Source organism: Serratia sp. JSRIV001, from assembly GCF_019968745.1.
GTDB classification, from domain to species: Bacteria; Pseudomonadota; Gammaproteobacteria; order Enterobacterales; family Enterobacteriaceae; genus Chania; species Chania fonticola_B.
Window position 1 is genome coordinate 1,622,233 of record NZ_CP074147.1, and the last position, 14,595, is coordinate 1,636,827.

13 protein-coding genes are annotated in these 14,595 nt (G+C 54.3%); all 13 read left to right on the forward strand.

Features of this window, described 5'->3' with window-relative positions; all coding sequences use genetic code 11:
* The first annotated feature begins 476 nt into the window (after positions 1-476).
* The gene (locus tag KGP17_RS07340) at positions 477-665 is read left to right on the forward strand and encodes a DUF4762 family protein (protein ID WP_021805314.1); all 189 of its coding nucleotides are present in this window, start codon (positions 477-479) and stop codon (positions 663-665) included.
* Between the two features lie 208 nt (positions 666-873).
* Positions 874-1,542, forward strand: coding sequence for a thioredoxin domain-containing protein (locus KGP17_RS07345; protein ID WP_179250926.1), 669 nt, complete (start codon positions 874-876; stop codon positions 1,540-1,542).
* Entirely contained in the window at positions 1,542-2,489 is a 948-nt protein-coding gene (locus KGP17_RS07350) for an ABC transporter (protein ID WP_223499105.1), read from the forward strand. The genes KGP17_RS07345 and KGP17_RS07350 overlap by 1 nt, the downstream gene beginning before the upstream one ends.
* 24 nt (positions 2,490-2,513) lie before the next feature.
* Positions 2,514-4,652, forward strand: coding sequence for a peptidase domain-containing ABC transporter (locus KGP17_RS07355; RefSeq protein WP_223499106.1), 2,139 nt, complete (start codon positions 2,514-2,516; stop codon positions 4,650-4,652).
* Between the two features lie 8 nt (positions 4,653-4,660).
* Positions 4,661-5,812 carry an efflux RND transporter periplasmic adaptor subunit gene (locus tag KGP17_RS07360; RefSeq protein ID WP_094982727.1) on the forward strand — a complete coding sequence of 384 codons (1,152 nt, stop codon included), beginning with the start codon at positions 4,661-4,663 and terminating at the stop codon, positions 5,810-5,812.
* Positions 5,805-7,760, forward strand: a complete 1,956-nt coding sequence (locus KGP17_RS07365) for an ABC transporter permease (RefSeq protein WP_223499107.1) — start codon at positions 5,805-5,807, stop codon at positions 7,758-7,760. Before KGP17_RS07360 ends, KGP17_RS07365 begins: the two co-directional genes overlap by 8 nt.
* Positions 7,757-9,163 (forward strand): efflux transporter outer membrane subunit, encoded by a 1,407-nt coding sequence (locus KGP17_RS07370; protein ID WP_223499108.1) that lies wholly within the window; start codon positions 7,757-7,759, stop codon positions 9,161-9,163. Before KGP17_RS07365 ends, KGP17_RS07370 begins: the two co-directional genes overlap by 4 nt.
* Complete coding sequence (locus KGP17_RS07375) at positions 9,156-10,406, forward strand: beta-ketoacyl-[acyl-carrier-protein] synthase family protein (protein ID WP_179248209.1); 1,251 nt, start codon at positions 9,156-9,158, stop codon at positions 10,404-10,406. The genes KGP17_RS07370 and KGP17_RS07375 overlap by 8 nt, the downstream gene beginning before the upstream one ends.
* 2 nt (positions 10,407-10,408) lie before the next feature.
* Positions 10,409-11,209, forward strand: coding sequence for a MaoC/PaaZ C-terminal domain-containing protein (locus KGP17_RS07380; RefSeq protein ID WP_223499109.1), 801 nt, complete (start codon positions 10,409-10,411; stop codon positions 11,207-11,209).
* A gap of 17 nt (positions 11,210-11,226) precedes the next feature.
* On the forward strand, positions 11,227-11,475 hold the full coding sequence (locus KGP17_RS07385) for an acyl carrier protein (RefSeq protein ID WP_021805305.1): 249 nt from the start codon (positions 11,227-11,229) through the stop codon (positions 11,473-11,475).
* A 4-nt stretch (positions 11,476-11,479) separates the two neighbouring features.
* Positions 11,480-12,214, forward strand: a complete 735-nt coding sequence (locus KGP17_RS07390; RefSeq protein ID WP_223499110.1) for an SDR family oxidoreductase — start codon at positions 11,480-11,482, stop codon at positions 12,212-12,214.
* A 599-nt stretch (positions 12,215-12,813) separates the two neighbouring features.
* Complete coding sequence (locus KGP17_RS07395; RefSeq protein WP_115158764.1) at positions 12,814-14,202, forward strand: OprD family outer membrane porin; 1,389 nt, start codon at positions 12,814-12,816, stop codon at positions 14,200-14,202.
* A 51-nt stretch (positions 14,203-14,253) separates the two neighbouring features.
* A complete protein-coding gene (chiQ, locus tag KGP17_RS07400; RefSeq protein WP_021805302.1) occupies positions 14,254-14,580 on the forward strand; it encodes a ChiQ/YbfN family lipoprotein in 327 nt (108 codons plus the stop codon).
* Positions 14,581-14,595: the final 15 nt, after the last annotated feature.

A 14,595-nucleotide genomic window follows, 5' to 3' on the forward strand; every position in this document is an offset into this window, starting at 1 on the left:
TGATCGGATCTTCTGGTCAAGAGACATCTTCTGTTTTGCTTTGAATGCTACCCTCATGTCGTTTCCCTTCCCGCTGACTGTCCCTGATTTTGGTCATTTGGCCTGCGTGCTGTTAACTGTCACTCTACGCCCATAATAAAATCAGGGTAATAAACTCGCGGGATTTATCTGGCCTGCATTTTATTTTGCGTAAATTTTGAGTCGCTCACCTTGGCTTATTCCTATTACTAAATATCGAAATAACGAAAGGTTGCGACCACTTATACTTATATTTTGGCGCTCTGCGTATTAGCCATAAATTCATTGATCTGCGTTTGTTGATCGGCTATTCTTGCCCGAAATACAGGGTGGTAAATAATAATCAGCATGCTTTAATAAAGGCATATTTTATTGTGTCTTTATACTAAGCATGGTTATTTTCTATCAAGATAGATAATGCCAAGGCTGATTTATACTCACTATATAAGGATTATGTTGTGAAAAAGCTTACTGTTTCTCAAGCCAACTCAATCGTCGGCGGTACCTGTAAAACCTGTACTACCAAATATGTCGCCTCTGGTTTTAAGTGCAATATGGTAACAACCTGTACCGACAAAACCGGTAAAGTCATCAGCCAGGACTCTAAACCTACTGCGCTGGCCAATTGCGGTATTATTGAGCAGTAATACTGAGTAAAGGTTTCCTGCTGCCACCGTCCTTACTACCTTTGAATAGAGGGGTGTTGAGTCCGAGTTACGCTCAAGCCTGTGTCCAGTAAGGGCGGATAACGTGGACCCTTATTCAGCGTTTATTTCAGTGCTGATGCGACTTTTTCGTGTCAGCCTGTTTCGCAACGATAAAGCTAATTAGCAGGCCTTTTTAGGACGAGTTTTTATGTTCAGAACCCCTCTGTTTATTACCCTGTATACGTTAGTGGTTATTATTGTTTCATCACTTATGACGACAGCCTATTTTCACTATTTTGTATTGAATACTAATGACGATCAGCAAAGCCTGATCGCTTTCGATAATAATAAGGTTAATAATAGTCCGATCAAAGAAGGCAATACCCTTATCGAACTCTTCTCTTATGGCTGCCACTACTGCGCCCTGAATGAAGAAAACCTGGATAAGCTGGAAGCGCGGATGCCTGCCGGGAGCAAGTTGGTCCGTTTGCATATCAATAACGAGCAGATGAATGGTTTGGCCAGTTTTTCCTCGTTGTTTGCGACGTTAACGATAATGGGCATTGAACCGCAGCACCGTCAAAGCGCTTATGACGCAATTATCCGGGACAAGGTCGATCTGAGTAACCCTAAAAATCGTGATATCTGGCTTCAGGAGCAAAACATCGATCCCGCGGAGTACGTCCGTGTTAGCCAGACCCCGCAGGTGAAAGCCTTGCTGAGCTATATGACCGAGGTCTCCCGCTATTACAACATAGACGCAACGCCGAGCTTTATCGTCAACAGGAAATGGTTGGCACTGCAGGATCGTGAGTTCCCCGAGTTTGCTGACCACCTGTTGTCGCTGTTACAGCATGACAAACCGCTGGAGCCCTAATGCGTTTCTTTGCTGTGTGGGCCTATCTGGCATGGCGAAATAGCCTGGCAACGCTGATGCGTAGTCTGGCGCCCTTGCGCAAAGCACAGAGAGGTGCCGTCTGTTGGTTATTGCAGCACGGTGATTATCGTTGGTTTCTTGTGCTGGCGGCGTGGGGCAGAAGGTTGCGGCTGGGAGACCGAGGGGAGCGTAGGCGTGCTTTCGTGGCCGCCGCCAATAAGCAGTGCTTGCTTGGCGATGGCCGTAAATTGGATTTTGCCGGGATGAGCTATCGTCGGCGGCTATTGGATCTGGCCGCTACCTATGGGCAAAGCCCACAGATACAGGCTCAGATGGAGCGTTGTAAAGCACAGTTGAATGCCGTGGTGGAGCCTTTGCATCAAGCTGGTTCGCCGGTGGTGCTAGCTCCGTTGCATATGGTTTCCGATGTGTTGGCCGGGATGGTTGGGGGCGCGGCTTTCCCTGGTCAGGCAACGGTGATCGTTTCCAGCAGTGTGGAAATCTATCAGGAACAAGTCCGTCAGCTAGGAAAGGTCAATCTTGCTTATTGTTCGATCCATGACGATAGCCGGGAAATTGCCGGCAACCTGATGGCGGCGATCATGGAGGCAGCGGATCATCAGCGGAACATCATGATCTTCCCTGATATCACCCCCGATTACACCGTCAATGCCAATACGGCAGCAACGGCAAAACTACCTTGTCGGCTTTTTGATCGCCCTGCCAATCTGCACAGCGGAGTGATACGCATTGCCCGGGCGTTATCGGCGCAGGTGGTTTTTTATTACCTGTATTACGACCAGGAACTCAAAATCCATATTGAGCCACCGGTTCAGGCTCGCAGCCTGAAGGCCAGGCTGCCGGAAATCATTGAAGCGTCGATAGCTCGGCATCCTGAAGACTGGCTGTTATGGCACTTGCATTCGTTATTTTTTATCAATGAATAATCTGGAAATTGAAGAAGTCAGATCATGGAAAAGATAATCCCGACGCAGGTTTTTCAAGGTGAAACCAATGAGTGTGGGTTGGCCTGCATCGCCATGCTGGCGCAGACGCAGGGCATCGATGCCCCGCTGGAGAACTTGCGTGAACGCTATCCAGCGTCGCAGCATGGCACCTCGTTGACCACGTTATGTACCATTCTCTCTGAGCTGGCCATACCCGCTTACCCGGTGATTTTCGACCATGGTGAGCTGGCGGAGCTGCCGTTGCCTGCCATTTTACACTACGGTGCCAGCCACTATGTGCTGTTGGCGTACCGCCAAGGCAACTATATTTGTGTGATGAACCCGGCGATAGGCCAGCAGCTGTTGCCCATCGATGCATTAAAACTGGAAATCAGCGGCTACGCGCTGGTGCTGGACAGTGAAAGACAACCCGACCCAAAGGCACAGGCTGATAAAAAGCGCAGTACGGGTTTTAAAGCCCTGGAGTGCATGAGCCTGAAAGAGACCGCCAGAATGCCGGGTATCTATCGGCTGATGGTGCTGGCCTTTTTGATTTCCTTAACCCTGTTCATCATGCCGACGATGGTAGGCAGCGCCATCAATCAGGTTTACTCCTCGGCGGGTGACGCCGACTTCCCGTATTTCTATTTCCTGCTGGCGTTTTTTGTTTCTACCCTGCTAGCCTTCGCCGTGCGTTGGGTTACGGAGCGGTTTATCAAACGCTTTGTGGTGGTCAACAGCGTTGCCGGTTTCTCGCGGTTACTCGGTAATTCGCTCAACTTCTTTGCCAAACGCGCACCGGGCGACGTGTTCAGCCGCTTTTCCAACTGGCAGCTTGCGTCCGGCATCAAGATTGAGCTGGATAACGGCCTGCGTACCGATTGGATTATCGGTGCTATCGCGTTAGGCGTTATGTGTTACATGAGCCCGCTGCTGGCGATGGTCTCTGGCGTTGGCGTGACGCTAATGGGATTGATCAGCATCTGGGCCATCTATCGCGATCGCTATTACACCCAGCAGTTGCAGGTAAAAACGGCGGAGCAAAGCGATTTTATTCTGGAAAGCATTCAGGGTTTTTCCACCATCAAATCCGCTGGGCTGGACAGCCAGCGCAAAAGCGTGTTTGCCCGCTACGCGCTGTCTCTGTTTACCTGCCAGCAGCAGCAGAGGATCTATGAGCAGGTCAAAAGCAGCCTGTATCAGTTGATCGGTAGCCTGGAGATGGTGTTTTTCATGCTGCTGGCGTTGCCATTGTTGAAAAAGGGGGGCCTGACGCTGGGGGAGTTTTTTGCCTACAGTTTTGTGCGGGAGATTTTCACCTCGTATATCACCAAAATATTCTACGCCATTTTGCAAAAGAACCAGCTGCACGTCATTGATACCCGTGCGCGGGATCTGTTTCCTTCCAGTTCAGAGCATGAAGCGGCACCTAAAACGCTCCCGCAGTTCAGCTCTCGGTTGAGTTTTCGCCATATTGTCTTTGCCTACGATGCCCAGTTGCCGGTGCTGCATGATTTGTCGATATCGCTGCAACCCGGCCAACGGATTGCCATTGTCGGGGAGTCGGGGACGGGCAAAAGCACGCTGCTGAAAGTGATGACCGGCCTGATGGCTCCGCAGCAAGGTGAGGTGGTGGTCGATGGTCAACCGGTCGATTATCGGCAGCTACACACCTTGTTCTTCCTGCAAAGTCAGGAAGATATTTTGTTCAATGCCTCGGTGCTAGAGAACATCACGCTGTTTGATGAGAACGTGGATGAGCATCAACACCAGCGGATTAAACGTTCCCTTGAGGGGCTGAATCTGCACTCGGTCGTTGAAAAACTGCCGGGTGGCCTCAACGCCCTGATCCGTGAAAGCCATGCCGGGTTATCCCTGGGGCAGCGCCAACGCCTGTTGCTGGCACGGGCAATGTACAGCAACTGCCCGGTGCTGGTGCTGGATGAACCCACGGCCAACCTGGATGAAAATACGGCGCATCAGGTGATGACGACCTTGCTTGCCCATTGCCGTGAACATCAAAAAACGCTGATCACCGTGACACACAGCGAAAGCGTGCTGTCGATGTTTGATCGGGTTTATCGCATGGACAATGGGGGGATGGCGCAGGTTGATACCCTGTTCGCATCGCAACCAGACCTGACAGCGGCAGCATACTCATGAAAATTAAAATGACAGGGACGAAGTTGCTGATGGTGGTATTGGCATTGGCCGCATTGAGCGGTGCGGTTGTCTGGTATTTCATGACGCCAACATCAGAGGGTGCCCTCAATACTGCCGAAATTACCCGTGGTGACATTGAGAAAACGGTGCTGGCTACCGGGGTACTTAAACCGTTGCTGCAAGTCAGCGTCGGGGCGCAGGTCAACGGGCAACTGCAAAAGCTGTATGTGAAACAGGGGGATCGCGTCACTCGCGGGCAACTGTTGGCGGAGATTGATCCTACGTTGCAGCAGAATGCGCTGCGTAAATCAGAAGCGGCATTACAAAGCGCGCAGGCGCAGAAACAGGTCACTCAGGCGATGCTTAAACAGTATCAGCAGGAACTGACCCGGCAGCGCAGAATGGATCGCGAAGGCTCCGGCATAAAAAGTGAGTTGCAGAAAGCCCAGGCCCAGCTCCAGACGCAGGTCGCCCAGCTAAAGGTGAATGATGCCCAAATCGTTCAGGCGCAGATGGAGCTGGAAACGGCCCGCGCCAACCTGGGCTTTACCCGCATTGTCGCGCCGATTGATGGTGAAGTGTTGGGGATTGTCACCAAAGAGGGGCAAACCATTGTCTCTTCTCAAACCGTACCCACCATTTTGGTGTTGGCGGATGTCGATACCATGTCAGTGCATACCCGTATTTCAGAAACGGACATCCTCAAGGTTCGCGTTGGGCAGCCCCTGTGGTTTTACGTGGTTGCCGATCCGAAAAAGCGCTATGAGAGTGTGATGGGATCGATCCAGGAAGCGCCTGGCGAGGCCTTGCTGGACGACAGCCTTGCGACTTCCTCCAGCCAACAAGCCTCTGCGGTGTATTACAACGGCGTATTTGTGATCGCCAACGCCCAGCGTTTGCTACGAACCTCAATGACTGCCCAGGTGTTTATCATCACCGAACAGGCCAGGAATATCCTGCGAGTGCCGGTTGCCGCCTTTGGTGCACAGCGGGATGCAGACCGCTATCAGGTGCAGGTGATGAATGGCAAGCAGCTTGAGCTACGTTGGGTCCGTATTGGGCTTAATGACCGGCAGTTTGCCGAAGTCAAAGAAGGGCTCAACGAGGGAGATCGCGTGGTGTTGAGCTCCTCGGTGACGGGAAGCGATCATCATGGCTGAACATAATGAGCCTTTGATCGCCCTGCGCGGCGTATCCCGCCATTTTGTGTCCGGATTGCAGACGGTGGCGGTGTTGAAATCTATCTCACTCACCATTCAGCGGGGTGAAATGGTGGCGATCATTGGCGCTTCCGGATCGGGTAAATCCACGCTGATGAATATTATCGGCTGCCTGGATAAGCCGACGCAGGGGGAGATGTCCATCAAGGGTATTTCCACCCTCCAGGCCAGTAGCGAACAGTTGGCTCAATTACGCAGCCAGTACATTGGATTTATTTTCCAGCGCTATCATTTGATGCCGTACCTCAGCGCCGCTGAAAACGTCGCCATCCCGGCTCTGTATACGGCGATGCCGACGGCTGAACGTCAGCAACGGGCCGAGTATTTACTGACCCGGCTTGGGTTGCAGCAGCGTATCCATTACAAACCGGCCCAGCTTTCCGGTGGCCAGCAACAGCGGGTCAGTATTGCCCGGGCACTGATGAACGGGGCGGAAATCATTCTGGCTGACGAACCGACGGGGGCGCTCGATCGTGCCAGCGGCCAGGAGTTAATGGGGATCCTGCACGCGCTGCACCAGGCAGGACACACTCTGATTATCGTGACCCATGATCGTGATATCGCCAACCAGGCACAGCGCATCATTGAAATCAGCGACGGTGAGATTATTTCCGATAAGGCCAATCATGCCGTCGCGCCGTTGGAGGCCCCGCCAGCGCTGCCGGTTGCGGTGGCTACTGGCCGTACAAGGTTTTGGCAAAGCGTGAAAGAGGCCGTCAAGATGGCCTGGCGGGCCTTGTTGGGGCACCGCGCCCGGGCCTTTCTGTCGATGCTGGGCATCATCATCGGTATCTCTTCGGTGGTGTCATCCATGGCGGTCGGGGAAGGGGCTAGGCAAAGTATTCTCAATGAGATCAGCCAGCTGGGCACCAGTACGCTGGAGATCCGGCCGGGACTGGGCTGGGATAATCTCCGCCCCGATTTTGCGCGGGCGCTCACGGTGTCCGATGTCGAACTGCTGGCGGAGCAACCTTATGTCGATAGCGTGTCGCCGTTGGTCAGCAATACGGTAAAAGCGGTACGGGGAGGCAAGCAGGCCATGGTGTCGATTTCCGGCATCAGCAACGCGTATTTTCGCGTGCAGGGCCTGCATTTCCTCTCCGGCAACGGCTTTACCGGGCGCGATCTGGACGAGCGTGAACCGGTGGTGATCATCGATCCAGAACTGCGCGCCACGCTGTTTGAACCGGATGAACTGCCCGAGGGGGAGATCATCCAGTTGGCGGGGACGCCTTATCGGGTGATCGGTATTGCCGAGCGTAAAGGCGGCAAGTTCAGCGGCATGATGCTTGGGGCGTGGATGCCATACACCGCGTTGCTGGAACGTATGTCCGGCAATATGCCGATCGAATCGATAACCCTGCGGGTCAATGACGGTATTTCATTGCGTGAGGTGCAAGGCCGGGTAGAAGCATTACTGGAGCAGGCGCATGGCCAGCGTGACTTTTTCACCCAGACCAATGACCAGATGACGCAGGCCATCCGCAAGGCGTCGGACTCCATGACGCTGCTAATTACCGCCATCGCCGGAATTTCCCTGCTGGTGGGGGGCGTTGGCGTGATGAATATCATGCTGGTCTCCGTGACCGAACGAACCCATGAGATCGGCATCCGCCTGTCGGTTGGGGCGCGTCCTGCGGATATTATGCGCCAGTTCCTGATCGAAGCGATGGTGATCTGTTCGCTGGGTGGGCTGATTGGCATTATCGGTGCCGGGCTGGCCGGGGTGATTTTCTCCTGGGTAACGCAGGAGTTTTCCATGATCTTTACCTGGCCACCGATGGTGCTGGCCTGCGGATTCTCGGCGCTGATCGGCCTGGGATTTGGCTTTTTCCCAGCGCGTAATGCAGCGCGCCTTCACCCTACGGAGGCGCTGGCACGCGAATGATGATGGGCAAACTTTCCTGGATACTGCTATTCCCCTTATTGCTGACGGGGTGTGGCTCATTAGTCAAAAGTGACTATCAGCAGCCCATGCTTTCTGTGCCCTCCGAATGGCGGCAGCAGGAGAGCGGGGCAGGTTATTTACAGCACAGCCAACGCTGGTGGGACAGCTTTGACGATCCACAGCTCTCGACACTGATTGGTCGGGTGCTGACCAGTAACAACGATCTGGCGATTGCCGGATTGCAGCTACAGCAGGCGCGGCTGGCTGCGGGGTTAACGAATACCAACCTGACGCCGGACGTGGCGGTTAGCGGCGGCGCCAGCAATGAAAAAAACCTGCGCAGCAATACCACCCCGACGGAGTCTTACCGCACCTCGCTGGATCTGAGCTATGAACTGGATTTGTGGGGCAAGCTGGCGCGGGCCAGAGAGCAGGCTCAGTGGCAGGTTGAGGCCTCGGAGCAGGATCGGCAAAACACCGCGCTGATATTGATCGGTGATACCGCGCGCTATTACTGGCAGATCGCCAGCTTCAATCAGCAGATCACGCAACAGCAAACCGGGCTGGAAATCAGTAAGCAGACGCTCGACATGGTGCAGTCCCGTTACGCAGCAGGCGCGGCTGGGCAACTTGATGTATTGCAGGCTCAGCAATCGGTGATCGAGCGTGAAAACCGTCTGCGCCTGTTGCAACAACAGCGCGAGGAGGCCCGCAACGCGTTGGCCATCCTGTTCAACCGTTCGCCCACCGATCGTCAGGTAGAGCGATCTTCTCTGGACACCCACCAGGATGTACCGATAGCCAAGATGCTGCCGGTTGAGGTTATCGCCCGCCGCCCGGATGTGAAAGCGGCGGAAAGCCAGCTGCGCGCGGCGTTGGCAGGTTCGGATGTGGCCCGCCTTGGCTTTTATCCGACGCTTTCGCTGAGTGCCTCACTCGGGGCTGCCAGTCATGTTTTCCAGCAGTGGTTCAGTAACCCGGCCAGAACACTGGGCGCTAACGCTGCCTTACCGTTTGTGGAATGGAACACCGTACAACTGACCATCGAAAAGTCGGATCTGGATGTCAGGCAGGCGGCGATTGTGTTTCGCAGCACGGTCTACAGCGCCTTATCCGATGTGGATAACGCCATGACGCAGCGGCTTGGCTATCAGCAGCAAAGAAAAAACCAGCAGCAGAATCTGCAGCTAGGCCAGCAGCGTTTAGCGCTGGCGACTAGCCAATACCAGGCGGGAGCCGTTTCTTTCCAGACTCTGCTGGATGCAGAAGATGCCCTGCTGACCATTGAAAATAATCTGGCGGATCTGCAGTACGGCTACCTCAATGCCACCATGAAACTCTGGCTGGCATTGGGTGGTGGTGTGGCAAAAGACAATGACAGGGAAAGGGGAAATCATGAATAAAGGTTTAATGCCGCGCCGAGTGGTGGTCACCGGTTACGGGGCGGTGACGCCGCTGGGAATGAATGCAGCGCAAAGCTGGGCGGCGATCATGGATTATCAGCTAGGTTACCGTTATTACGATAAATCCAGCGTCGGGATCCAGTCGCGTTTTCTGGGGCTGATCGACGAGGAGCCTAGCTTGAAAGGGGTTCCTGCGGCGATCCGTCGCCGTCTGCCGCGTTTTGCCCGGCTGGTGTTGGCAGCGGCCCGTGAGGCTATGGGCATGGCGTTTCAGGGCGACAGCCCGGCGGCCCATTACGATCTGCTGGAGTGCGGCACGATTATGGGCAGCGGCTGGGCGGGGCAGGATGAAACCCATATGAATTATGAAGGCTATCTGCGCACGGGTTTGGGGTCACCGTTTGGCTGTTTCCTGTCGATGCCGAATGCGGCTACGGCGGCGTGCAGCCTGTTCTGGGGCCTGCGCGGTTATCAAAACAGCCCGATTGCGGCCTGTGCGACCGGGACGATCGCCATCGGTGATGCTTTTGAGGTGATCCGCAGTGGTCGCGCCTCCATGATGCTTGCCGGGGCCGGGGAGTCGCTGCGTACCGATGCCGCAGTGTGGAACATCGACATCCTTCGTGCGTTGGCGAGCGAGCAGGAAGATATCCGCAAGGCCTGCTGCCCGTTCAGCCTGGATCGCAACGGTTTTGTGCTATCCGAAGGGGCGGCCGTTTTGTGCCTGGAGGAGCGGGAAGCCGCGCTGGCTCGCGGGGCAACTATCCTTGGCGAAATCAAAGGTTACGGTAATTATTCCGATGCCGTCGATTTTACTGCCCCAGCCGAAGACAAGCTTGCCCGGGTCAAGACTATCGCGCGAGCATTGGATCAGGCGGGATTGGCGGCGGCGGATATCGACTATATCAATGCGCATGGCACTTCTACGCCGCTCAACGATCTGAACGAAACACAGGCCATCAAACTGGCCTTCGGTGAAGCCGCTTTTAGCACACCGCTTTCCAGCACCAAATCTTACTCCGGGCATCTGATTGCGGCGGCGGGCAGTTTTGAATCCATTATTTGCCTGCAAGCCATGCAGCATCAGGTGATGCCTGCGACCTGTCACCTGACGAATGCCGATCCACAATGCGATCTGGATTACATCGGTGAGGGGCATCGCTCTGCATCGTTACAAAATACGCTGAATCTGAGCTTTGGTTTTGGCGGTGCCAATGCGGCCTTGGTAATCGGGCAGGCATGAGTATGGACCTCACTTATACCGTGCAAGATGCTGAAGCCTGGGCCGCATTTTCTGGCGATTACAATCCGATCCATTTTGATCTGCAACAGGCGCGCAAAATCGGTGTGGCGCAGCTGAGCGTACATGGGATGCGTGCGATGCTGGATATGAAACGCCACCTGAGCACAGCCCTGCTGGCTGCAGCGCCGGATCAGGATGGCTATACCTTCCGCGCACGTTTGCGCCAGCCAGTGTTGTGCCAGACGTCCTATCAGTTGCAGATAGCCAGCAAGGGAAGCTCGGTGACCGGTACGCTGCTGGACAGTACCACGCAGGAACGCTGTTTTAGCAGCACGCTGACTTCGGCACCACTCTTGCCATTGAGTGTTGGCGTGAAGGAACACTCGCTGACGATGGCTGAAGTGATGGCATTAGCCCGCCGATTTCCCGGAGAGGTCTCGGATATCACTCAGACTTGGGGGTTCTTTGATGCGCTGTTATTTCAGATGTTGGTGCAATCGCCGGCAACGCTGGCGACGCTGAGCGCAGCGTTTCCCGAACTGGCTGCCGAGACGCTGCTCGACGTGTTCGCGCAGATCCCGGTGGTGCAGACACACCATGAAACCCACTTTAGCGCCCAGTTTTTTACTCCCGATCCCCATTTTCACCTTGCCGAGCGGCTGTACTACCAGATTTCGCCAATGTTGATCATGGGGGATAAACACAGCGGCTGGGTGTTACGGGCGGAGATCCAGGCTAACACGCTGTCGCAACCGCTGATAACAACGGCAGTCACCTTGAAAACCTGGCCGTTGGCCAGTTAAAAACATAAGGATATACCATGGAAAAGTACCAACAAATTTACCTCACCGTCAGCGAAATGATCTGTGACGCCAAAGATCTCGAGATGGACGACCTCTCGCCAGAGATGCCCTTGCATCAGCTAAAACTCGATAGCCTGGATTACGTCGAACTGATGGTGCTGGCCAAGCGTGAATTTGGCGCCACGTTGAGTGCCGAAATGTTTATCGATAAACCCAATATGACACTGGGTGAACTGTGCCAATCTCTGGCCGAACAGCATAAATAAGCCTATGACCAGACAATGGGTTTTAGTGACCGGCGGTAGCCGGGGGATTGGCCGCGCGCTGGTGGAAGAGTTGGCCAAACGGTGGAACGTGGTGCTGACCTGCCGTAGCGATCGATCGCCCTCAGCCGAGGTGATTGAGGCCTGTGCCGGCTTGCCTGGCTGGGTGGAAAGCGTTGTTTGCGATGGCAGTGATGAGCAGGCGGTGAACCTTGTAGCACCAGAACTGTTGATCCGCCTCGGAGCGCCTGTGGCGGTGATCCATAATGCAGGGATCACCCAAGACAGTTTGCATATCCAACAAACTAGCGAGCGCTGGCGGCAAGTGTTCGACACTAACCTCAATGCCGTATTCTACTGGAACCGGCACCTGCTGCCAGCCATGATGGGGCAGGGGGAAGGAGCTATCGTACTGATGTCTTCGGTAACGGGGATCAAGGGCAATGTGGGGCAGACGGCATACGCTGCCAGTAAATCGGCGATGATAGGCCTGGCCAAGTCGCTGGCGTTGGAGGTGGCGCGCTTTAACATCCGGGTGAATTGCCTGCTGCCGGGGATCATTCACAGCGAGATGACAGACGCGATCCCACCGGAGGCGCTGAAGGCGCTGCGCAAACAAATCCCGCTGCGGCGTTTGGGCAAGGCCAGCGAGGTCGCCAGGGCGGCTGTATTTCTGATCGGCGATGACAGTCGTTATATGACAGGACAGAGCCTGATCCTCGACGGAGGGTTAACTGCCTGACCCACTTGGGACGAACATGTTCGTCCCCTACAAATTTCCGCACCTAGTCCCGTGCACACAGGCTGCGCCCGTTTCGGCTTTTTTTATCCCTAAAACCAACCCTCCCTTGCGCTGTGTTGTTAGCGGTGATCACGCTTGTTTTTTTCTAAGAATTAACTTGGTTATCACTGCGTGTCATTTTTCATCATCTCGACTTATATATTCGCGATGCGAATTAATATCATTTATAGAGCGCTCTCATTTTTAGCGCCAATCGGCGTTTTTCGCTTGCTGAAACCTTTCAATCCACAGGGAATTAGCTTTTTTAAGATTTTATTATCTGATTTTATTGGAAATTATTTATAAATAGTGACCTTGCTCATTATTGTAACGAATTATCATCAATGTGTGCACCTTGTCATACTTTGACAAATCTCTCTCACTTTTCATTTGATAATTCGCGTCGCGAAAAATAGTCTAGCTACAGTATCAAGGCCGAGGTGAATTTTATCACCCGGCACAATTTTACCCGATTAGGGTTTTTATATTAGCGACCGTGCAGGGCAGTGGTGAACGCAGGCGGGCGCACTTTAAAGTCAAAGTCAAAGAGGAATTTTCTTATGGGTACGCACGGTGCTCAGCGTAAAACGCTGGCGCTCGCAGTCGCGGGTGCACTATTAGGAAGCGGATTCGTTCTGGCCCCAGAAGCGCAAGCGGAAGGGTTTATCGACGATTCTACGCTGACCGGTGGGGTCTATTACTGGCAACGTCAACGCGATCGTAAAGACGTTGAAACCGGTGATTTTAAAACCAACCTCTCTCACTCTACCTGGAACGCCAACCTGGATTTCACCTCCGGCTATGCGGCGGACATGTTTGGTATCGATGTGGCGGCGTTCACCGCCATCGAAATGGCCGAATCCAGCGAGAGTGGCCACCCGAACGAAATCGCGTTCTCCAGCCGTAACCGTACCTATGACGAAGATTACTCCGGCGATAAAAGCGGTATCAGCCTGTATAAAGCGGCCGGTAAGTTCAAGTATGGCCCGGTCTGGGCGCGTGCCGGTTATATCCAGCCAACCGGGCAAACGTTGCTGGCCCCGCACTGGAGCTTTATGCCGGGTACCTACCAGGGGGCTGAAGCCGGTGCCAATTTTGACTATGGCGATTCAGGTGCGTTGAGTTTCTCCTACATGTGGACCAACAAGTACAAGGCGCCTTGGCACATCGAGATGGACGATTTCCGTCAGAACGATCGCAAGACCAACGTGTCCTACCTGCACTCGCTGGGTGCCAAATACGATTTCAAAAACGACCTGGTGCTGGAAGCCGCGTTTGGCCAGGCGCAAGGCTACGTGAATCAGTATTTCACCAAGGCGTCTTACAAGTTTGACCTGGCTGGCAACCCAATGACCACCAGCTACCAGTTCTACGGCGCAGAAGACCGCATCGGTGATAATCGCGATCCGAACAGCATCTATGATGGTCTGGCATGGTTGCAGGCGCTGACCTTCGGTTATACCACCGGCCAGTTCAACTGGCGTCTGGAAGGCACCATGGTCAAGGCGGAAGGTAACCAAGGCTTCTTCCTGCAGCGTATGACCCCGACCTACGCCTCCTCAAACGGCCGCCTCGATATCTGGTGGGATAACCGCTCCGACTTTAACGCCAACGGCGAAAAAGCCGTGTTCGGTGGCGTGATGTATGACCTCAGCAACTGGAACCTGCCTGGCATGGCCGTCGGCGCTTCCTACGTTTACGCCTGGGACGCCAAGCCAAGCACCAACCCGATATACGATCAGAGCCAGCGTCTGAGAGAGAGCGCTTACAGCCTGGATGCGATGTACACCATGCAGGACGGGCGCGCCAAAGGCACCCTGTTCAAACTGCACTTCACGCAGTATGACAACCATTCCGATATCCCAAGCTGGGGCGGAGGTTACGGCAACATCTTCCAGGACGAGAAAGACGTCAAATTCATCGTTATCGCACCGTTCACCATCTTCTAATGCGCCTCCCCGGTGGCCAGGCTGCCGGGGAAATGCCACAGGACTTTAACCATGAAAAAACTGATGCTGATTATGGTCGCGGTTGCCGGGCTTAGCGCCTGCTCGCAGTCGGCCGCGCCACCGGAAGACGTCAAGCTGCGCCAGGCTTACAGCGCCTGTATCAATACCGCGGAAGGTTCACCAGAGAAATTGCAGGCCTGCCAGGCGGTGCTGAACGTGTTGAAGCAAGAGAAACAGCACCAACAGTTCGCTGAGCAGGAAACCGTGCGGGTGCTGGATTACCAAAGCTGCATCCAGGCCGCCCATACCGGCAATGGCCAGGCGTATGACGCCAAATGCGGCAAGCTGTGGAAAGAAATTCGCGCTAACAACAACTGATTACGCAAGAGGTTG

Coding starts and splice junctions, on each gene's coding strand:
- KGP17_RS07345 (WP_179250926.1), top strand. CDS start 874: ATGTTCAGAACCCCTCTGTTTATTACCCTGTATACGTTAGTGGTTATT.
- KGP17_RS07350 (WP_223499105.1), top strand. CDS start 1,542: ATGCGTTTCTTTGCTGTGTGGGCCTATCTGGCATGGCGAAATAGCCTG.
- KGP17_RS07355 (WP_223499106.1), top strand. CDS start 2,514: ATGGAAAAGATAATCCCGACGCAGGTTTTTCAAGGTGAAACCAATGAG.
- KGP17_RS07360 (WP_094982727.1), top strand. CDS start 4,661: ATGACAGGGACGAAGTTGCTGATGGTGGTATTGGCATTGGCCGCATTG.
- KGP17_RS07365 (WP_223499107.1), top strand. CDS start 5,805: ATGGCTGAACATAATGAGCCTTTGATCGCCCTGCGCGGCGTATCCCGC.
- KGP17_RS07370 (WP_223499108.1), top strand. CDS start 7,757: ATGATGATGGGCAAACTTTCCTGGATACTGCTATTCCCCTTATTGCTG.
- KGP17_RS07375 (WP_179248209.1), top strand. CDS start 9,156: ATGAATAAAGGTTTAATGCCGCGCCGAGTGGTGGTCACCGGTTACGGG.
- KGP17_RS07380 (WP_223499109.1), top strand. CDS start 10,409: ATGGACCTCACTTATACCGTGCAAGATGCTGAAGCCTGGGCCGCATTT.
- KGP17_RS07385 (WP_021805305.1), top strand. CDS start 11,227: ATGGAAAAGTACCAACAAATTTACCTCACCGTCAGCGAAATGATCTGT.
- KGP17_RS07390 (WP_223499110.1), top strand. CDS start 11,480: ATGACCAGACAATGGGTTTTAGTGACCGGCGGTAGCCGGGGGATTGGC.
- KGP17_RS07395 (WP_115158764.1), top strand. CDS start 12,814: ATGGGTACGCACGGTGCTCAGCGTAAAACGCTGGCGCTCGCAGTCGCG.
- chiQ (WP_021805302.1), top strand. CDS start 14,254: ATGAAAAAACTGATGCTGATTATGGTCGCGGTTGCCGGGCTTAGCGCC.